Source organism: Streptomyces sp. DSM 106670 (genome assembly GCF_055792845.1).
In genome coordinates, this window is the sequence record NZ_CM147704.1 from 2018330 (window position 1) to 2038023 (window position 19694).

Genomic DNA, 19694 nt, shown 5'->3' on the forward strand with positions numbered 1-19694 from the left:
GGTTACGCGGGGGTGAGCCCCGGGTTCCCCGCCTCGGTGACGAAGGAGGCGGCGGTGGCGAGCGGCGCCCCGGGGGTCGTGACGGCCGCCACCGTACGGAAGTCGGCGCGGGCCTCCTCGGTACCGAGGGTGACGAGGGCGTAGCCGCGCCGCCCGTTGTAGTGCTTCAGGTGCGGGTTGGCGCGGGTCTGGTTCTCCCAGTTGGCGGGCCGTTCCGCGCCGTCCTTGCCGCTGGAGACGGAGGTGGTGACGATCTCCGTGCCGACGGTGCGCGATGCGGGGTCGTCGAAGTCCTTCTTGAGGTCGAAGGCGTAGGAGACGTGGACGTCTCCGGTGAGGACCATCAGGTTCTCCGCCCCGGCGGCCTCGGCCCCGGCCAGGATCCGCTGCCGGGAGGCCGGGTAGCCGTCCCAGGAGTCCATCGACAGCTTGTAGGCGTCGGTGGGCACATCGCGCCGCCGGGCGAAGGTGACCTGCTGCGGGACGACGTTCCAGGTGGCGTCGGAGGCCCGCCAGCCGTCGATCAGCCAGCGTTCCTGGGTGGCCCCGGTCATGGTGCGCGCCGGGTCCTCGGACTCGGGCCCGGGGGTGCGCCAGCCGTCGCCGTACGCCTGGTCGCTGCGGTACTGGCGGGTGTCGAGGATGTCGAACTGGGCGAGCCGGCCGAAGCGGAGGCGGCGGTAGAGCGTCATGTCCGGGCCGGTGGGGCGCTGCGGGGTGCGCAGCGGCTGGTTCTCCCAGTACGCGCGGTACGCGGCGGCGCGGCGCAGCAGGAACTCCTCGGGGGGTACGTCGTTCTCCGGGATCTCGCCCGCGTAGTTGTTCTCGGTCTCGTGGTCGTCCCAGGTGACGACGAAGGGGTGGGCGGCGTGGGCGGCGCGCAGGTCCGGGTCGGACTTGTAGAGGGCGTAGCGCAGCCGGTAGTCCTCCAGGTTCTGCGTCTCGCGGTTGTAGTGCGCGGGGAGGGTGCGGTCGGTGTAGTTCCGCGCCCCGCCGGTGGCGGTGACGGCGTACTCGTACAGATAGTCGCCGAGGTGGAACACCACGTCGACGTCCTCGGCGGCGAGGTGGCGGTGGGCGGTGAAGTACCCGTCGTGGTACGCCTGGCAGGAGACGGCGGCCAGGGTGAAGGAGCTGTTACGGGCTCCGGGGGCCGGGGCGGTGCGGGTGCGGCCGACCGGGCTGGTCCAGCCGCCGGTGCGGAAGCGGTAGTAGTGGATCCGGCCGGAGTCGAGGCCCCGGACCTCGGCGCGGACGCTGTGGGCGAACTCCGGGTGGGCGGTGACCGTTCCGCGCCGCTCGATACGGCGGAAGCGCTCGTCGCGGGCCACCTCCCAGCGCACCTCGACCCGGGCGCCCGGAAGGCCGCCGCCCGGCTCGTAGGGGCGCGGGGCGAGCCGGGTCCAGATCAGGACGGACGTGGGGTGCGGGTCGCCGGAGGCGACGCCGAGGGTGAACGGGTCCTCGGTGATCCGGCGGGAGTCGAGTTCGGCGGCGCTCGCCGTGCCGGCGGCGGGCAGGTTCACGGCGAAGGCGAGCGCGGCGGCGGCCCCGGTGGCGGTCAGGAAGCGCCTGCGCCCCACGCCCGGTTCCAGTAAGCGGGCGGCGGCGCTGAGTTCGTCGGTTCGGGTGCTCTGATCGGGCGTCATGATGGTCTGTGCGGCTGTCATATGCCCCTCCTCAGCCCGGATGCTGTCGGGATTCATGGCAGTCGGCCGCGACGACTCACCGTTGTCGCGTGCACAACATCCGCATGGCGGGTCGATGAGCACCGCGTGCCCTGTGCACGGATCCGTCCCGTACGCTGCCGGGCCATGAACACCGAGCAGACAGCACAGACCGAGCAGACCCGGCGGACCCGGCGGAAGGTCGCCGTCGTCACAGGTGCGGGATCGGGGATCGGGCGGGCCGTCGCGCTCGCCCTCGCACACGCGGGCTGGTCGCTCGCGCTGGCGGGCCGGCGGGCCGAGCCGCTGGCGGAGACGGCGGCCGCCGCCGGGGACACCGAGGCGCTGTGCGTCACCACGGACGTGACGGACGCCGACGAGGTCGCCGCGCTCTTCACCGCCGTACGGGACCGGTTCGGCCGGCTGGACCTGCTGTTCAACAACGCGGGCACGTTCGGCCCCGGCGGCGTGGCGCTGGAGGACCTCGCCGCCGATGACTGGCGGGCGGTGGTGGACGTGAACCTGACGGGCGCGTTCCTGTGCGCGCAGGCGGCGTACCGGCTGATGAAGGAGCAGGACCCGCAGGGCGGCCGGATCATCAACAACGGCTCGATCTCCGCCCACGCGCCGCGCCCGCACTCGGTCGCGTACACCGCGACCAAGCACGCGATCACCGGGCTGACGAAGTCGCTGTCGCTGGACGGCCGCCCCTACCGGATCGCCTGCGGGCAGATCGACATCGGCAACGCGGCGACGGAGATGACCGAGCGGATGCGGACCGGGATCCTCCAGGCCAACGGGGAGCTGGCGGTGGAGCCGGTGATGGACGCGGCCGATGTGGCGCGGACGGTGGTGCACATGGCGGAGCTGCCGCTGGAGGCGAACATCCCGTTCGTCACGGTCCTGGCGACGAACATGCCGTACGTCGGACGAGGCTGAGCCGGAACGCGACCACACTCGACCGAACACAGCCCGAACTGGCCACCTACTGACCGGATTTGCCAATTTCTCTCACTATGAGGGAGCAAGCGCGTGCTGTCCGTATGATCGCATCCTGTTACGCCTTCACCAGAACGACACAGAAGGAACACCGCATGCGCATACGCACCGCTGCGCCGATCGCCCTGGCCGCCGCCACCGCACTGGCCGGCTCGCTCCTCGCCACGGCGGCCCCGGCCACGGCGGCCGCCCACCAGGGCGGGCTGCACTTCGGGACGGTTCAGTACGACGGCCCCGGCAAGGACGACCGGTCGAAGAAGTCGCTGAACGCCGAGTGGGTGAACATCCACAACAACAGCAAGAAGAAGATCCAGCTCAAGGGCTTCAAGGTGAAGGACAACACCGGCTACACCTACACCTTCGGCAGCTACAGCATCGGCGCGGGCAAGACGGTCAAGCTCCGCACCGGCAAGGGCAAGAACGTCTCGGGCACCGTGCACTGGAACCGGGGCTCGTACGTCTGGAACAACACCGGCGACAAGGCCCGGCTGATCAAGCCGAACGGGAAGCTCCAGGACTCCTGCTCCTGGAAGAAGTCCACGAAGGCGAACAAGGGCGTCAAGAACTGCCACTGACGCCCGAGAAGAGCCGGTCGCGGAACGGGGGGCCGCGACCGGCCCGTGCGCGCGCCGTACCGGGAATGAGGGGCGCGACGGCGCGGTTGGAGTGGTGCATGACACATGATCACGGGCCCGAGGTCCTGCGTTACACCGCCTTCTCCGCCGACCCGGCGGGCGGGAACCCCGCCGGTGTCGTCCTGGACGCCTCCGGTCTCGACGAGGAGCGGATGCTCGCCGTCGCGGCGGAGGTGGGCTACAGCGAGTCGGCGTTCCTGACGGAGCGGACCGGCGAGGGCGCGTACACGATCCGCTACTTCAGCCCGAAGGCCGAGGTGCCCTTCTGCGGCCACGCCACGGTCGCCACGGCGCTCGCACTGGCCGAGCGGGACGGTCCCGGCGAGCTGGAGTTCGCCACGGCCGCGGGGACGGTGCCGGTCACCGTCGTCCGCGAGAACGGCGAGTTCCGCGCCACCCTGACCAGCGTGGCCCCGCGGGTCGAGGAGGCCGACGCGGCGGACCTGGCGGAGGCGCTGGCGGCCCTGGACTGGGCGGCCGCCGATCTCGACCCGGCCCTGCCGCCCCGGATCTCCTACGCGGGCGCCCGGCACCTGGTCCTGGCCGCCGCCACCCGGGAGCGGCTGGCGGACCTGGACTACGACTTCGCGCGGCTCGAAGCGCTGATGCACCGGCTGGACCTGACCACCCTGCAACTGGTGTGGCGCGAGGGGCCCGAGCTCTTCCACGTCCGCGATCCGTTCCCGGTGGGCGGGGTCGTGGAGGACCCGGCGACGGGCGCGGCGGCGGCCGCCTTCGGCGCGTACGCGCGCGAGCTCGGGGCCGTACCGGAGGCTGCGGTACTGACGCTGCACCAGGGGGCGGACATGGGCCGCCCCGGCACGCTCACCGTCGAACTGCGCGCGGACGACGCCCGGGTCCGGGTCAGCGGAACGGGCGCCCGGATCAGCTGACCGGCGCCCCGGCGCACGGGGAGTGCGATCAGCGGCCGGGGGCGTGGCTCAGCGGCCGGCGCCCCGCCGCACGGAGGGCGCGGATCAGCGGCCGGCGAGCCCCTGAGCCCCGGCGGACTCCTTGGCTCCGGCGTGCCTCCCGGCCGGGGAGACGTGGGCGAACCAGCGCTCCGTCTCCTCCGGTTCGAGGGCGCGCTCCAGGACGGCGTCTCCGCGCATCCCGGGGAAGAAGCGGCCCGCCGGCCAGGACAGCCGGCCGGACGGCTCGTCCAGGACCAGCAGCCGGACGCCGTCGACGACCGGGATGCCGGCCGGAGCGTCCTCGTTCGCGATCGGAGCGCCGTCCGGGGCCGCCAGGTCGAAGGAGCCCACGGTCTCCACCTGCCCGGGGGTCTCCCGGCAGACGGCCGCCTCCTGCGGCGACGGCGCGTGGCCCTCGACATGGCCGCCGCCTATCAGCGCGTCGGCGAGCAGGGTGTGCAGCTGGAAGTTGTCGCCGATGCCGGAGATCCGCAGGAAGTACCCGGTGCCGCTCGCCCGGTGGAGGGCCACCAGCGGTTCGTCGTCCAGCACCAGGAGGGCGTGGGCGAGCGACCTGAACTCCTGGCCGGACGCCTGCGCCACGGTGGCGAGCAGACGCAGCAGCTCATGCCGGGACGCGACCCGGGCGCGCACCCCCCGGTGGTTCAGCAGGGCGACGGCCGCCATCTCCCACTGGCGGAGCGTCCACCAGCCGAGCGCCGCGTCGAGGCCCGCACGCTCGACGACGTCCTGGCCGGGCTCGCCGTCGCGCGGTACGGGAAACGCTCCGCCGCCGGTCGCGGCCCACGCGTCGGCGAACGCCGCGGCCTGCTCCAGCGCCGACCGCAGCCCGGCGAGGACGCCCGGCGCGCAGCGCTCGGCGTCCGCACCGCGCTCGACACAGGCCCCCACGAGGACGGCGACGACGGCACGGGGGCCGGGCGGCACCCGGTCCAGTACGGCGGCGAGCCGCGGCCCGCCGTCCAGCACCTCCGACTCCTTGGCCTGGCCGTAGGTCTCCTGCAGCCGGAGGAACGCCTTGCCGGACCGTTTGGCGTCCTGCGCGGCGGTGGCGGCCTCGAAGTCCGCGACCGCACCTCCGAACCCGGATCTACCGAATATCATTCCAGCACTTTATCGACGTACCGCCGGACACCACGAAGCCGGTCACCAACAGGACTTCCCGGGCCCGCCGCAGCGGCTTCCCCGGGCCCGCCGCCAAAGGTTTCCCCGGGCCCCTCAGCGGACGAAGACCCCGGCCCGCGCGGCGGCGACCGCCGCGTCGGCGGCCCGGTCGGCCGCCGCCTCGTCCAGCGGGGCGCCGCTGGCCAGCAGCCGGTAGTACAGCGGCGCCGAGACCGCCGCGATCACCTCGCCCGGGTCCGTGCCCACCGGCAGTTCACCGCGGCCGACGGCCTCCTCGACGCACCCCGACCACTCCCCGATCCGCACCGCGTAGAAGCGGTGCAGGGCCTCGGCGGTGCGCGGGTCGCAGGTGGCGGCGGCGATCACGGCCGCGAAGAGGGCGCCCTGCCGGGGGTCGGTGAGCGTACGGACCACGAGGCGGGCGTTGGCCCGGAGGTCCTCGGCCAGCGAACCGGTGTCCGCGCGCGGCAGCGACTGCTCCGCCATGTCCGAGAGCAGATCGGCCACCAGCCCGGCGGGGGCGGACCAGCGCCGGTAGACGGTCGTCTTGCCGACCTCGGCCCGCCGGGCGACGTCGGCCAGGTCGAGCCCGTCGAAGCCGTGCTCGACCAGCGCGTCACCTGCCGCCCGCAGCACCGCCTCCCGGACCCGGGCGGTACGGCCGCCGGGGCGCACCGTACCGGGCTCCACGCCGTCGACGGCGGGACCTTCAGACGTCATAACGGGTCTCCAGTTCCATTAAAGCCATCCCTCCTGTTACGGTGACGCCACCAGCTTAACGGAACCGAAGAACCATTAACGCGTCCCGCTCGGGAATGCCCAGAAACCAGAAACAGGAACAGGGACAGGAAGGCGCCCCGCCATGCCCACACCGTGCACCGCTCCCGGTACCGCCCCCGGCACCACTCCCAGCACCGCCCCCGGCACCGCTCCCGTACCCACCGGGCCGGCGACGACCGGTCCGGAGCCCGCCGGCCCTCGCATGACCAGCCGTCAGAAGCTCGTACTGGCGCTGCTGCTCGGCTCCCAGTTCATGATCGCGGTGGACTTCTCGATCCTGAACGTAGCGCTGCCCGTCGTCGGGGAAGGACTCGGCTTCTCGCTCGCCCACCTCCAGTGGATCGCCACGTCCTTCGCGCTCGCGGCGGCCGGATTCACGCTGCTCTTCGGACGCGTCGCCGATCTCGTGGGCCGCAAGAACCTGTTCATCGGCGGCATGGCCGTCCTCGGCCTCTCCTCCGCCCTCGGCGGCCTCGCCGGCTCGCCCGAGGTCCTTCTCACCGCGCGCGTGCTCCAGGGCCTGGCCACCGCGGCCGTCACCCCCGCCGGACTCGCGCTGCTGACCACCGCGTTCAAGGAGGGACCGCTGCGCGAACGCGCGCTCGGGCTGAACGGGGCCCTGATGTCGGCCGGGTTCACCGCCGGAGCGATCCTCGGCGGGCTTCTGACGGACCTGCTCTCCTGGCGGTGGGCCTTCTTCATCAACGTACCGGTAGCGGCCCTGGTCCTGGTCCTGGCGCCGTCCGTGATCACCGACTCGCGGCCGGAGCGGCGTCCCCGGCTGGACGTGCCCGGCGCGGTCACCGTCACCGGCGGGCTGCTGCTGCTCGTCCTCGGGCTCACCCGGGCCGGCGAGACCGGCTGGACCGACCCCGCCACGCTGGCGGCCCTGGCCGCCGGAGCCGTACTCCTCGCCGCCTTCGTCCGCATCGAGCAGCGGGCCGCGGCCCCGCTCGTCCCGACGCACATCCTCGGGCGGCGGAGCGTCGTCTGGGGCAACACCGCCGGGCTGATCGCCTTCGCCACCGAGACCTCGCTGGTGTTCCTGCTCACCCTGTACCTCCAGGAGGTCCTCGGCTACTCCGCGCTGGCCACCGGCCTCGCGTTCGGCGTGCTGGGCATCGGCACGGTCGTCGGCGGGCTGCTCGGCGGGCGGGCGGTGGGCCGCTTCGGCAACCGCCGCGCCATCGTGCTGGGCGGCGCCGTGCAGGCCGCGGCCACCCTCGCCCTGGTGGCCCTCGGCACCTCCGGTGCCTGGATCTGGCTGCTGCTGGCCGCCACCTTCGTCGGCGGCGTGGGCAACATGCTGATGATCGTCGGCTTCATGGTGACGGCCACCTCGGGCCTGCCGGACGAGGAACAGGGGCGGGCCACCGGACTGGCGACGATGACGCAGCAGGTCGGCATCGCCCTCGGCATCCCGGTGATGAGCGCGGTCGTCACCGCCCGCACGGGGACGGCGACCGGGCCGGAAGCGGTCCTGTCCGGCGTCTCCACCGCCATCCTCGTGAACTCCGCCCTGGTCCTGGCCGGAGCCCTGCTCGCCGGGTACTTCCTGACAGACGAAGGCCGCGGGCCGAAGGACGCGTGAGCGGTACCGGTACGTGAGCGGGGCCGGCCTCCCCGGGGGCGGAACAGGATCGACAGCGGGAGGATACGGACATGGCTGCCCCCGAGCCCGAGCCCGGCGCCGCCCCCGGCCCCGGTCCCGGCCCCGACTCTGGCCCCGCGCCCGGCCCCGACTCTGGCCCCGCCCGTGGCCCCGACTCCGGTCCCGGTCCCGACCCCGCGCCCACCCCCGCCCCCGACCCGCTGACCGTCCCGAGCCTGTCCGCGGGCCCCGACTTCGTGCTGCGCCCCTGGGAGATGAGCGATCTCCCGCTGGTCCGCGAGGCCTCCCTCGACCCGTACATCCCGCTCATCACCACCATCCCGCACCGCTACTCGGACGCGGCCGCCGAGGCGTTCGTCCGCAGACAGTGGGAGCGCGCGGCCACCGGCACCGGGTACCCGTTCGCCATCGTCCGCTCCCGGGACCGGCGCCCGGTCGGCGCGATCGGGCTGTGGCTGCGCGATCTGCCGGAGGGCCGCGCCTCCCTCGGCTACTGGCTCACCGCCCCCGCCCGGGGCCAGGGCGTCGCCCGCGCGGCACTGCGTACGGTCGCGGGCTGGGCCCTGCGCGATCTCGGCGTCCCGCGCCTCCAGCTCTTCGTCGAACCGTGGAACACCGCCTCCGCCCGGATCGCCGAGGACGTCGGCTTCCGGCGGGAGGGGCTGCTGCGCGGCTGGCAGCAGGTGGGCGACGAGCGACGGGACATGACCGTGTACGCGATGCTGAACACCGACGGGCCCGCAGATGACCGGGCGGCGACCGCGAACTGAACAGCGAGGCGTTACGATCGCGGGCACCGCTGCCGACCAGCAGCCGACGACCGGCAGCCGAGCCCAGGAGTACCGACCTTGTCCGCACCGTCCGCACCCCGCATCGGCGTATCCATCGTGACCATGGGGGACCGCCCGCAGGCGGTCGAGGCGCTGCTGGCGTCGGTCGCCATGCAGGACGTCCGGCCCACCCGGCTCGTGATCATCGGCAACGGCACGGCCCTCCCGGACTACGCCTCCACACCCGGCCTGGAGGACCTCGACGGCGGGGTGACCACCATCGAGCTGCCGGAGAACCTCGGCTGCCCGGGCGGCCGGAACGAGGGGCTGCGCAGGCTCGCCGAGATCGGCGACGTGGACGTGGTGATCGAGCTGGACGACGACGGACTGCTGGTCGACAAGGACGTCTTCCGGCGGGTACGGGACCACTTCGCGGCCGACGACCGGCTCGGCATCGTCGGCTTCCGGATCGCGGACGAGCTCGGCGAGACACAGCGCCGCCATGTGCCGCGGCTGCGGGCGGGCGACCCGATGCGCGGCGGCGAGGTCACCGCCTTCCTCGGTGGCGGCCACGCGTTCTCCATGAAGATGCTGGAGCAGACCGGCCTGTGGCCCGCGGAGTTCTTCTTCACCCACGAGGAGACCGACCTCGCCTGGCGCGCGCTCGACGCGGGCTGGAAGGTGCTGTACGAGCCCGAGCTGCTGCTCCAGCACCCGAAGACGTCCCCGGCCCGGCACGCGGTCTACTACCGGATGACGGCCCGCAACCGCGTCTGGCTCGCCCGCCGCAACCTGCCCCTCCCCCTGGTCCCCGCCTACCTCGGCACCTGGACCCTGCTCACCCTGGCCCGCACCCGCGACCCGAAGGGCCTGCGCGCCTGGGCGGGCGGCTTCGCCGAGGGCGTCCGCACCCCGTGCGGCGAGCGCCGCCCGATGCGCTGGTCCACGGTGTGGCAGATGACGAGGCTGGGCCGCCCGCCGGTCATCTGACCCGCGGGCCGGTGGGCCGGTGGGCCGGTGGGCCGGTGGGCCGGTGGGCCGGTGGGCCGGTGGGCCTACGGCGTCCAGCGGTAGAACACATCGGGCTCGTTCTCCTCGTTACGGCCGCCGTCGTCGAACGCGACGGCGGTGAACCCGTGCCGCTCGTAGAAAGCGCGGGCGGCGGCGTTGCGCCGGAACACATACAGGCCGATCGGCCCGTCCACCGCCCCGCGCACCTCCGCCAGCAGCCGGCTCCCGATCCCGCGCCGCAACGAGTCGGGCCGCAGATAGAGCTGATCGAGCTCGTCGCCCCCGGCCAGCACGGCGAACCCCAGCACCTCGCCGCCCGCCTCCTCGGCCACCCACACCGCGGTGCTGGTGGGCAGCACGACATGGGTGATCCACGCGCGGGTGTCCTCGTCACTGTGGATCCGGGGCAGCCAGGGCATGGCGGCGGCACGGGAGGCCAGAAACACCTCCGTCACGGCTTCCGCGTCCCGGCCCGTCGCCCGGCGAATCCGTACCTCGCCCGCCGACGCGACCCCGCCCACATACCCGCTCTCCGCCACCCGCGTCACTCCCCGTCTCAGGGCCGGTACACCCCCGCCCGTGCGGGCGGGGCACCATGGCCGCGGGCAGCAGACCACGCCAAGGGGTCGGCGCGCAGGTGAAATACCGGTGCGGCGAGAGGGCGTGGGGACACCGGGGGAGGAAAAGCGCGATGAGCTGGTTCGGGTGGATTCTCATCTTTTTCTGGGTCGGCAGCTTCGCCTGGACCCAGGACACCTTCCGCAAGGCCCTGCTCAAGCGTCACAAACGGAAGCTGGAACTGCTGAAGGCGACGACACAGGGGCAGCTCGCGATCGAGGCCGCGAACAGGCCGCCGGAGCCCGTGTGCGGCTGCACCCACCGCACCCACCGCCTCTCCAAGTACGACAAGCAGGGCCGGTGCCATGAGCAGGTCGAGATGGCGACCGCCTGGGACGAGAACAGGAAGCCGCTGCGCTACGGGCTGGCCGGTGAAACTGCCAGCAGTACGTGGGCCCGCAGCCGCTCTCGCAGGTGTACGCGGAAGAACTGACGGACCGCTGGCCGGCCGGGCCTCCGACGACGGAATAACCTCCGGCCGGGTGAGACACCTTGCCGGCGGCCCTTGCCGGCATGCCGGCGGACGAGCCGTGCCGCACGGCGGGGAAACGGCCCGACAGGGGGTGTGATCAGCACTCACCGCGGGATGACCAAGTCCCGGAGTTGCGCCAGACTGGGGCCCTTGTCCCGGTATACGAGGACGCCCGTGATGATCACCACCAACGGCAGCAGAGCAGTAAGAGCCGCGTCCGGAAGGCCCGCGAAGGCCGCGCCGGCCATCGCCGACACGACGACACCAGCCAGGACCGGCAAGCGGACCCACTCACGATGGACAACCCTCTGCGCGTCTCCGATCTGCTCGTCGTCGAGCAGATGGCTGACTTTCCCCTCGGCGTACCGTTCCGCGATCGTCAGCAACATGACGGTCAGATCCTGCATCGCCTGCTTAGGGTTCGAGTCCTGCTGAGCCTCAGCCGCCCGCAACGCCCCGACCACCCTGCCGATGTGGTCCACCGTGGCACGATTCTGATGAGCTCGTGCCCGGCCTCGGCGCAAGCGAGGACTCCGCCGGAGGGCGCCCTCTACAGCGCTCAACGAGACCCGGGGCACATCTTCCCCACCCCGATCGGTGGTCAGTCTCTTGTACTCGCGCCCACACTCCACAGCGGTCAAAACCAGGACCACAACCGGCCAGCAGAGCTCGAAGTCATCGCGAGAAGGGCCCCGCCAGGTCTGGCGTCGCCGCATCCGCGCTCGACGCGCACGTTCATCCGGATGCTGTGCGGCAACTCTGACGAATCGGATGAGCAACGGGATGATGCCCGCTACGAGGAGCGCCACAATGAGGAAGCGCAGGGCCTTGAAGACATCGCCAGGCCCGCTCCAGGACTGAACGAAATCCCAGAGGTTCGTCATGTGATGTTGAAGAACCGTCCACGGCTCCGAAACTGGAGGACGCCGTTCCGCCGGGTGCGGGTCCCACGTAAGGAGGGCCTTCGCGTTCCAGACGCAGAGGGCAAGCACAAGCGTGGCCATCAGCATCACAGGGATTCTGACCTGCGCGGCGTACCACCACCTCACCACCCACTCAGGCGTCAGGCCCTGTCCAGACACGACTCTGCCTGCCACAACCTGCGGAAAGACCTCCCGGCATTCCTGCAAGAGAGGCTCCGAATTCCGCAGCGCCCACCGGCGGCGACGACTCACAACTTCGCCCCCGACTCGGCGCTTGATGGCTCTCAAACTCATGCGCACGCGATCCCTGAACGGGACGTACGACCACAACACCAATCCCGCCAAGAGTGCAGATATGAGCACAAGCAGCAAAATAATTCCCAGGAGCACCTTCATCACAACTGGACAGTCTCGCCGACGGCACTGACAGTCGCCCCCGGATCGGCAGCCGCTGCTCGAAGTGCATGCCGGTTGGCCAAGTGCCCACACCCCGAAGGGTTTCGCCACCAGCCTCACATGGCAAGACGGCACTCTATGGATCCTGCCGTGCTCACCTCGAACATCCGACGCCCGTCGCCCTGTTGACGGCCCGAATCGCATACGCTGACGGGCGCGTGCAAGAGCGTGCCGCCTATCGTGGTCCCGCCGATGCCGTCCGCCGTCGACATCAGCGCGACGACCACACAGCCTCCCTCACCGCCCCCAACCCCTTCTCTTCACAGGCCGAGTGGAATAGCGACAACGACCCGTCAGCGGAGGGAAGATGTCGACCGCAGGGCACTCCGCATCGGAGCGCCGTCTCGATCAAGCCGTTACAGAACGCCGCTGCGGTCATGTCTCTCAAGGGCCCAGAGAAGATCGCCGAGCACGCCGTCGCCGAAGGCCCAATGCCAGCGCATCGTATTGATCTGCGCACGTAGGTCCCAGATGTAGATGATGGTCACGTATGCCCTGTCGCGGGGCGTCTCCACCTGCACCCCTCGAATCCCCTCGCGATCGGTGCCGGCGGAGTGCACATCACAAGAACCGTTCCGGGGTGGGCGTGCTCGGCGAAGGCCGTGAAGGCAGCGCGAATGCCGTCGTTGTCTGCGAGGCCGGCGAGGAGAGACGGACGGTCGCGATGGTGCCGGTCGTGACGGTGCGGTGGATCACCGCACCGTTGACCGGACCCACGAGCCCTTGTGGCCGCGGTTGCGAGTGCGCCACCCGTCGCGCTCGACGACGGTGACGCCTTCCGCCTCGAGAGCCCTGGCCAGGGCGGTCGCGGACGCAGGGACAGCCATGCAGCGCTGCCAATCTGCTAGTTGATGTTGGAGGAATGGCCAGGCAAACGGCGCTCACTCGTGCTTCGCTGGCCGTATGGAAGTCGTTGCCACAGGTCTCATAGCGGTACTCGGAACGCTGCTCGGCTCATCGCTGACCTATCTGTTTCAGCGGCGAACGGCGCAGCGCGCCGAGGACTTCGCCCGCAGTGAGCGACTGCGGCAGGAACGGATAGACGCCTACTGCTCATACGGCGGTGCCCTTGCGAACTACCGCCGTGGACAGATGGATTACTGGTTCGCCAAGCACGACGGGCGCTCCATGGAAGAGGAGTCGCTGCATGAAATGCGCCGAGAGGTACAGCGGTTGAGGACCGCCGCGATGGAGACGATGTTCCGGGCCGAGCTCCTGACACACTCCACAGAGCTGGAAGCCCGGGGCAGGCAGGCCCTCAAGACGATTGACCGGATTCCCGATGCACAGTCCCGGGAGGCTCTGGAACCGATACGTACGGCCTCACGCACAGTGATCTATGAGTTCATCGGCGCCTCACGACGATATATCCCCGGCTTGAACGAAGCTCCGCAGCCCAGTGTTATGTCGGGGGCCATATAGTCGCTGTGCTCGGCATCATCGTCCTGGGGCGGTGCAGGGAGACGATTGCGGAGTTCGCGGACGTCCTCCTCGAAGCGTCGGATGTGGAGGAGGTTGGTGGGATCATGCGTCGTCCACCTGCCCATCGACGGTGACCGTGCTGATGCCGAGCGACGTCCGCTCACGACTGGCCGGCTCACCTTCCGCGTCCCAGCCGTCCGGAGCGACCGGCCCAGTGCCTCTGCGAGGCAGAGCGCGGCAAGCAGCGGCGACTTGCCCCAGCCTTTCGGACAGGAGAGCACCACAGGGCGGATGCGACCAACTGTCACCAGCGAGCGCCCAGAATCGCCGGGCCCTCAATGGTGGGTCGGGAGCGTAGAGCTGAAGGACGAACAGGGCCTGTTCGTCAGTGAGGAGCAAGGTCTCGCTGGCTGCAGGGCCCGGGACGATCAGGCACTCGGCGGTCCAGCCCAGCGCCTGCCAGCCCAACGTGGGTAGCTCGCCGGAGCAGGTCTGCCTCCGCACCAGCACAGGCACTGTCAGGCTCTACGAATGACCTGTCGAAGCCCTAAAGCAGTCAGATCTCTTAGACCTTCACCACCACCTCTTCATAGGGCCTGGCGATGAAATATCCCACCCCTCCGACAGCCGCATGCCAAGCCTCTATGGCTTCACTTCAGGACCGGTCCCCGGCGTGGCCACGGTCCCGTCTTGCAACGAATCTCGCAAACACAGTGCGCCCAGTGGTACTGTCCCCACGGCCGCAGAGGGGGCCCGTCCCGACGCTGAGCTGCCCCAGTGCAGCGTCGCCCAAGGGATCAAGAAGCCTTAGCTTCACCGGACTTGACGTGTGTGTCTGATTGCGCCGTTGTTGGCGCGCCGATCAGTTATCGGACGCTTCGGGGCAGCAGCGTTCGAGGACGGATCGTGCCATGTCTGCTGGCGGACGCCTCTCCACCCTGACTCGAACTCGTATCGCCTACACCGGTGAGCCGTATCAGTTCGCCCTGGAAGCTCTCAAGGGCACACACGACCTACCGCCACTGCTAGACGTCACGGGAGAACAGGCACTGCTTGAGTCTCAGGTCATGGCGAATCTGAGCGACGGCGGAACATGGTCCGCTCACCCGGTCGGAATCTCTGGCGTGCGTCTGAACCGGGGTAGCCCCATCGTGGTCTGTCTTGACAGCCACGTAGAACTTTCGCGTGGAGAGAACTACCCCGTGGCCTGGCACGCCAGCGATCGCCTCTTGCCGTATATAGCAGATGACGGCCAGGTCGGTGGTGTCCTGGGGCTGCGTATCTCCGCGATCCGTGGAAGCGAGCTCCACCTCACCCTGGCGAACACTGACACTCGCCTCGTCCTCCGCGGCATCACCGGTACGCGATGGAGCGACTACCTCGACGAAAGGCGAAGAGGTCTGGCCACGGAGCACGCAGCACCACTCTGGAACGCCCTCGAACTCACCGACTACGAATGGCATGACGTGCAGTCACATCCCCGAGTCCGCGGAACGGAAAAGGTCATCGCGCGCTTGGGATCGGGGTTGCTTCGCAGAGTCGCCCTGTTCCATACGTCCCGTTCTGCCTACTCGACCCGATCTTGGACGACCGGCAGTGACTGGATCTTCGAACTGGACACACGCCGTGACGTACCTCTCGACCACGACACCCTGCTTAATAGACTCTCCGCCCCTGTTTGGGGACTTCCTCTCCGCATCGTCAAACATCACTGCACGTGTGATGACCCGCTCTTGACCAACGAGCGGTACATGCGGCAGTGCACGTACGAACTTGTTCATGACGACGTGCCGGAATGTGCACTGCAGTTCCGTTTCCGATGGGCCCCGCCGCGTACGGAAAGGACGCTAGAAGGCAGCTCGAACGGCTTGGCTCAAACCTCGGCTGGCTGAACCGCGTGCTCCCGCAGAACACCCTGGGATCTGCCTGCGAGGCAACCACGTGAACTGGGACAACATCACCCTTTACGTCCTGGCCGGCTTCAGCGTTGTGCTCCTCGCCCTCGGTCAGCTTCGCGAGTTGCTGCTAAAGGTCGCAGAGGTCGTCAACGCCTGGCACGAGCTTCGGAGCAGCGTGCGGCAGAGTTGCGCTGGAACGTGTACAGGCCGATCGGCTCGTCCACGGCCCCGCGCACCTCGGTCGGCAACCGGCTCCCCGTCCCCCGCCGCAACGAGTCGGGCCGCAGATCCCCGACCTCGGCCGTAGCCAAGCGCAGCCATACCCCGTCGTGTGCGGGCCGGTGCCGGACTCACGGTCCGTCACGCGGATGACCGGATCATGGGACTCAGCCACACCGCCAGGACCTCGGGCAGGCCACAATGGAAGGGCTTCCACATCCGTCGCGAGGGAAAGCCGGTGTCCATGGCTGAGGAGCTGCCGCGTGGGCACGCCACGCTCGACGAGGTGGCCGCACTGGCCGGAGTGTCGCGGTCGGTGGCTTCCCGGGTGATCAACCACGCTCCCCATGTCAGCCGGGCCAAGCGTGAGTCCGTGGAAAGGGCGATCAGGAAACTCGGCTACGTCCCCGACCCGAAGGCGCGCGCCCTGGCCACGCGGCAGGCGGGGGCGGCCGCGCTGGTCATCTCGCGGGACGACCCCGAGGTGCTGACGGACCCGTTCTTCGGGCAGGTCATCGCCGGTGTGGCCGGCGCCCTGGAGGAGGCCGACCTCCACCTGATGCTGTGCGTCGCCGCCACCCCGCGCGGCCGGGAGCGGGTGGCACGGCTCGTGCGTTCCCGGGCCGTCGACGGGGTGATGCTGACGGCGTCGCACGAGGACGACCCCTTGGCCCGGATCGTCGAGGAGAGCCCGCTGCCGGTGGTCTTCGGCGGGCGCCCGGTGGACTTCGAACCGCGCTGGTACGTGGACATCGACAACGTCGGCGGCGCGCGGGAGGCGACCGATCACCTGCTCGCACGGGGGCGGACCCGGGTGGTCACGATCTGCGGGCCGCTGGACACCGAGGTGGCCAGATCCCGGCACCGCGGCTACCGGGAAGCCATGACGCTCGCCGGTCTGACGCCCCGCCCGCCCGAGGAGGGGGACTTCTCCGAAGCCGCCGGAGCCGCCGCCATGACCCGGCTGCTGGAAGCGCATCCGGATCTGGACGGGGTGTTCGCGGCCAACGACAACATGGCGGCGGGCGCGCTGCGCGCGCTGCGCGGAGCCGGCCGGTCGGTGCCCGTGGACGTGGCCGTGGTGGGGTTCGACGACCTCGCCGTCGCACAGGTCACGGAGCCCGCGCTCACGACGATCCACCAGCCCATCCGGGGGCTCGGGCGCGAGATGGCCCGGATGCTCGTCGGGCTCATCGCGGGCCGGACCTCCGGCCCGCTGATCCTGCCCACCCATCTGGTGAAGCGTTCCAGCACCTGACGGCCTCCGGCCCCGCCGCCACCGGCCGGTGCCGGTAGCGGGCTGCCGGGTATCAGCCCCGGGAGCGCTTCCAGCCTGATGCAGCACGTCCGATCCCTTGTCGCCCAAATGATGCGCTGCTACTTTCTGGAAGCGCTCCCAGTTTCTCCGTACCGCAGGCGTCCTCCCCCACCGCACAGTCGTGCCGTCAGCGGACGCCGAGCCTGTCCCGCACATGGGTTTCACGGCACAAGGAGGCCGAGATGCACTCCCCCACGACATCACGTCGGTTCCGCACACCTCGCTGGCTGCTCGCACCGCTCGCCGCCCTCGCGCTGATCCTCTCCCCGCTGACCAGCCCCGCGTACGCCGTCGGCGGCAGCTTCACCGACAACTTCGACTTCCACGACACCGGCCGCTGGAGCAAGGCCGACGGCTGGTCCAACGGAGACATGTTCAACGTCGGCTGGCGCGCCGACCACACCTGGTTCAACGGCGGCGTCATGGGCCAGAACCTCGACGTCGCGACCTGCCCCTCCGGCTGCTCGGGCAAGCCCTACGCCTCCGGCGAATACCGCACCAACGACCTGTACTCGTACGGCCGCTTCGAGGCCCGGCTCCAGGCGGTCAAGCGCGAAGGCGTCGTGACCGGGTTCTTCACCTACACCGGCCCGAGCGACGGTCAGCCCTGGGACGAGATCGACGTCGAGATCCTCGGCAAGAACACCACCCAGATGCAGACCAACTACTTCACCGACGGTGTCGGCGGCCACGAGACCGTGATCGACCTCGGGTTCGACGCGTCCGCCGGGTATCACGACTACGCCATCGAGTGGTGGAACCAGGGCACGATCAACTGGTTCGTGGACGGCAGGCTCGTCCACCAGGAGAACGGCTCCCGCGGCCCGCTCCCCACCCGCCCGATGCGCATCATGACCAACCTGTGGCCGGGGATCGGGGTCGACGACTGGCTCGGCCGGTTCACCTATCCGGGCACTCCGCTGACCGCCCGCTACGACTGGATCAAGTACACGAAGTACTGATGCCGGCGAAGGAAGCGAGTACATAAGGAAGCAAGGAAGAAGCCCCTGACCGGCTCGACGCCGGTCAGGGGCTTCAGGGGTTCTTGCGGCAGACGAGCCGTGCTGTACGCCGGGTTCTGTCCCCGTATGCGGAGACGTGGTTTCACGGCGCCTCACGGGTGATCTACGCGCGAGCGACGCGGGCGTGCCAGACATCGCCGTCGCGGAGCAGTCGGCCACGGAGTTCGTGGGTGCGCGGGGCCCCGTCCTGGCGCCACCGGTGGATCAGGTCGCGAAGGACTTCGAGGGCGGGTGACCCGGGATCGTCGGCGATGAGGAACTGGTCGGTGGCGACGGCTGCGTGGTCGGTGCCGTCGGCGGCGAAGGAGCCGACGCCGACGCCGATGCCGACTCCCTGGTCGAGGGTGGCTTCGAAGAGCCCTGCAGGATTGGCCGCGATGAGCCAGTTCTTCAGGTGGAAGTAGTCGCCGTCCGGAGCGGGTGTCGGCTCGGTGTGGGGCTGGTCGCGCAGGCAAGCCAGGAGAGTGCCCATGTCTTCGTGGACCGCGGGGGGCAGCGTGGTCAGGGAGATGTGAGGCTGGTCAAGAGCGACAGCTCGGGCTGCTGGGGCCGGCCCGTCAGTGACTGTCATCGGGGTGTATCCACCGTGATGAATGGTCACGTGGCTGGGCCGGCGTTCGGCATCGACCGTGATGTGCGCGATGGCATACGTCCCGGGCAGCGCCGAGAGGCGTACACCGGTCAGGAGGACGCCTCCGGGCTTGAGTTGTCGAAGCCAGGTGTCGGGGATGGCAGGCGGTGTGGTGCCGACGAGGATGCAGTCGTACGGAGCATGCGCCTCGTAGCCGAGCAGGCCGTCACCGACGACCGTGTCGACCGCGTGGTTGTGCTCGGCGTAGAGGGCTTCGGCGCGCTTGGAGAGGTTGGGGTCGATGTCGACGGTGGTGACCCGGCCGAACGGTCCGACGAGGTGCGCGAGCAAGGCCGCGGAGTAGCCGGAGCCGGTGCCGATCTCCAGGACGTTGGTTCCGTGCGCGACGCCGAGCATCCGGACGTGACGAAGAGTGACGGCGGCGGGGGTGCAGGGGCGGACGGCGCGCCCGTCCGCTCCGTGGAAGCGGGCAGCGGGGACGGCCTCGGCGGCGTGGTCGGTGGTCTCGGGCATCGGTGATTCCTTGGGCTCAGACGCGAAGAGTGACGTGGAAGGGACGGTCGGGTGTGGTCGGTTCCCCGACGGGCAGGGCGTCCGCTTCGATCCAGGCATGCGACTCGCAGGGGTCGAAGCGGCAGCCTATGCACCAGTCCACGGCCCGCCCGCGCAGGCAGGAGGCGAGGCAGGCGGCCAGAGACATCTCCAGGCAGGCAGCACGCCCGGGAAAGAAGCGCGCTGCCCAGTCGCGGGCCGCGATCGTGTTCTCGGCCTCCGCCGCGGTTGAGGCACGGCGCGTGATGCGCTTGGCGAGACGGGCGACGGCGACAGTGGTCCGCAGCGGAGCTGCCTGTACCAGGGCCGTGGCCAGTGCGAGCGTGGTGATGGAGGTGAGTCGGTCGACCAGGGGCGGGCGCGGTACCTCGGCGGGTACAGCCATGGGGATGCTCACCGACGCCACCATTTCAGCCGCGGAGCCCACAACAGGCGTCGGGCGAGAAGCTGTTCGGCAAGAGCGGTCATGTCGGCGCGTACAACCTCCGGAGCGGCTCCGAAGAGCTCGGCCACCTGGTCGGCGGCCTCGCGCGCGGTGGCGCCGTCCGCGAGGTGACGCCACCACAGTGCGCCGGACGGGGTGAGGGCATACCAACGGCCCCGCCCGCGCAGGTCGAGGAGCATGGCGCCCCGGTCGGTGATAGTGGCGCGGACGGTCCGTGCGGGGC

The 19694-nt window shown here is 70.3% G+C and carries 18 protein-coding genes and 1 pseudogene; 10 read left to right on the top strand and 9 right to left on the bottom strand.

Annotated features, from left to right (window positions below; all coding sequences use genetic code 11):
* Positions 1–2: 2 nt before the first annotated feature.
* Positions 3–1670, bottom strand: a complete 1668-nt coding sequence (locus tag ACSMXR_RS08860; protein ID WP_473171574.1) for an alkaline phosphatase D family protein — start codon at positions 1668–1670, stop codon at positions 3–5.
* Between the two features lie 144 nt (positions 1671–1814).
* Between ACSMXR_RS08860 and ACSMXR_RS08865 the strand changes: the two genes are divergently transcribed.
* From ACSMXR_RS08865 to ACSMXR_RS08875, 3 genes are all read left to right on the top strand, one after another.
* The gene (locus tag ACSMXR_RS08865; protein ID WP_473171575.1) at positions 1815–2606 is read left to right on the top strand and encodes an SDR family oxidoreductase; all 792 of its coding nucleotides are present in this window, start codon (positions 1815–1817) and stop codon (positions 2604–2606) included.
* Between the two features lie 155 nt (positions 2607–2761).
* Positions 2762–3241: a lamin tail domain-containing protein gene (locus tag ACSMXR_RS08870; RefSeq protein ID WP_473171576.1), complete on the top strand. Its 480-nt coding sequence runs from the start codon at positions 2762–2764 to the stop codon at positions 3239–3241.
* Positions 3242–3339: 98 nt separating this feature from the next.
* A complete protein-coding gene (locus ACSMXR_RS08875; RefSeq protein ID WP_473171577.1) occupies positions 3340–4194 on the top strand; it encodes a PhzF family phenazine biosynthesis protein in 855 nt (284 codons plus the stop codon).
* Positions 4195–4278: 84 nt separating this feature from the next.
* On the opposite strand, the gene ACSMXR_RS08880 is transcribed toward ACSMXR_RS08875, so the two are convergent.
* Together ACSMXR_RS08880 and ACSMXR_RS08885 are read right to left on the bottom strand one after the other, a co-directional pair.
* Positions 4279–5340, bottom strand: coding sequence for a hypothetical protein (locus tag ACSMXR_RS08880; RefSeq protein WP_473171578.1), 1062 nt, complete (start codon positions 5338–5340; stop codon positions 4279–4281).
* Between the two features lie 114 nt (positions 5341–5454).
* The gene (locus tag ACSMXR_RS08885) at positions 5455–6081 is read right to left on the bottom strand and encodes a TetR/AcrR family transcriptional regulator (RefSeq protein WP_218527730.1); all 627 of its coding nucleotides are present in this window, start codon (positions 6079–6081) and stop codon (positions 5455–5457) included.
* A 262-nt stretch (positions 6082–6343) separates the two neighbouring features.
* Here ACSMXR_RS08885 and ACSMXR_RS08890 point away from each other — a divergent pair, with 262 nt between their 5' ends.
* From ACSMXR_RS08890 to ACSMXR_RS08900, 3 genes are all read left to right on the top strand, one after another.
* The gene (locus tag ACSMXR_RS08890) at positions 6344–7732 is read left to right on the top strand and encodes an MFS transporter (RefSeq protein WP_218527729.1); all 1389 of its coding nucleotides are present in this window, start codon (positions 6344–6346) and stop codon (positions 7730–7732) included.
* Between the two features lie 71 nt (positions 7733–7803).
* On the top strand, positions 7804–8523 hold the full coding sequence (locus ACSMXR_RS08895) for a GNAT family N-acetyltransferase (RefSeq protein WP_473171579.1): 720 nt from the start codon (positions 7804–7806) through the stop codon (positions 8521–8523).
* Between the two features lie 123 nt (positions 8524–8646).
* The gene (locus ACSMXR_RS08900) at positions 8647–9513 is read left to right on the top strand and encodes a glycosyltransferase family 2 protein (protein WP_473172358.1); all 867 of its coding nucleotides are present in this window, start codon (positions 8647–8649) and stop codon (positions 9511–9513) included.
* Between the two features lie 65 nt (positions 9514–9578).
* Here ACSMXR_RS08900 and ACSMXR_RS08905 read toward each other — a convergent pair whose 3' ends face one another.
* Entirely contained in the window at positions 9579–10073 is a 495-nt protein-coding gene (locus tag ACSMXR_RS08905; RefSeq protein ID WP_473171580.1) for a GNAT family N-acetyltransferase, read from the bottom strand.
* 152 nt (positions 10074–10225) lie between these two features.
* On the opposite strand from ACSMXR_RS08905, the pseudogene ACSMXR_RS08910 reads away from it, so the two are divergent.
* A pseudogene (locus tag ACSMXR_RS08910) lies at positions 10226–10623 on the top strand (hypothetical protein).
* Positions 10624–10728: 105 nt separating this feature from the next.
* Here ACSMXR_RS08910 and ACSMXR_RS08915 read toward each other — a convergent pair.
* Both ACSMXR_RS08915 and ACSMXR_RS08920 read right to left on the bottom strand, forming a co-directional pair.
* Entirely contained in the window at positions 10729–11106 is a 378-nt protein-coding gene (locus ACSMXR_RS08915) for a hypothetical protein (protein WP_364881815.1), read from the bottom strand.
* 1253 nt (positions 11107–12359) lie between these two features.
* Positions 12360–12491, bottom strand: coding sequence for a hypothetical protein (locus ACSMXR_RS08920; RefSeq protein WP_364881818.1), 132 nt, complete (start codon positions 12489–12491; stop codon positions 12360–12362).
* Between the two features lie 415 nt (positions 12492–12906).
* Here ACSMXR_RS08920 and ACSMXR_RS08925 point away from each other — a divergent pair, with 415 nt between their 5' ends.
* The 3 genes from ACSMXR_RS08925 to bglS all read left to right on the top strand — a co-directional run bounded on the left by ACSMXR_RS08925 (position 12907) and on the right by bglS (position 17822).
* Positions 12907–13425, top strand: a complete 519-nt coding sequence (locus ACSMXR_RS08925; protein WP_473171581.1) for a hypothetical protein — start codon at positions 12907–12909, stop codon at positions 13423–13425.
* A gap of 2361 nt (positions 13426–15786) precedes the next feature.
* Positions 15787–16800, top strand: a complete 1014-nt coding sequence (locus ACSMXR_RS08930; RefSeq protein WP_473171582.1) for a LacI family DNA-binding transcriptional regulator — start codon at positions 15787–15789, stop codon at positions 16798–16800.
* 242 nt (positions 16801–17042) lie between these two features.
* Positions 17043–17822, top strand: a complete 780-nt coding sequence (gene bglS, locus ACSMXR_RS08935; RefSeq protein ID WP_137235206.1) for a beta-glucanase — start codon at positions 17043–17045, stop codon at positions 17820–17822.
* Positions 17823–17985: 163 nt separating this feature from the next.
* Here bglS and ACSMXR_RS08940 read toward each other — a convergent pair whose 3' ends face one another.
* Genes ACSMXR_RS08940 through ACSMXR_RS08950 form a run of 3 tightly spaced genes read right to left on the bottom strand, consistent with a single transcriptional unit; the run spans position 17986 to position 19650 of the window.
* Entirely contained in the window at positions 17986–18987 is a 1002-nt protein-coding gene (locus ACSMXR_RS08940; RefSeq protein WP_473171583.1) for a methyltransferase domain-containing protein, read from the bottom strand.
* A 16-nt stretch (positions 18988–19003) separates the two neighbouring features.
* Positions 19004–19411, bottom strand: a complete 408-nt coding sequence (locus ACSMXR_RS08945; protein WP_364881833.1) for a lasso peptide biosynthesis B2 protein — start codon at positions 19409–19411, stop codon at positions 19004–19006.
* A gap of 8 nt (positions 19412–19419) precedes the next feature.
* Positions 19420–19650 (bottom strand): PqqD family protein, encoded by a 231-nt coding sequence (locus tag ACSMXR_RS08950; protein ID WP_473172359.1) that lies wholly within the window; start codon positions 19648–19650, stop codon positions 19420–19422.
* Positions 19651–19694: the final 44 nt, after the last annotated feature.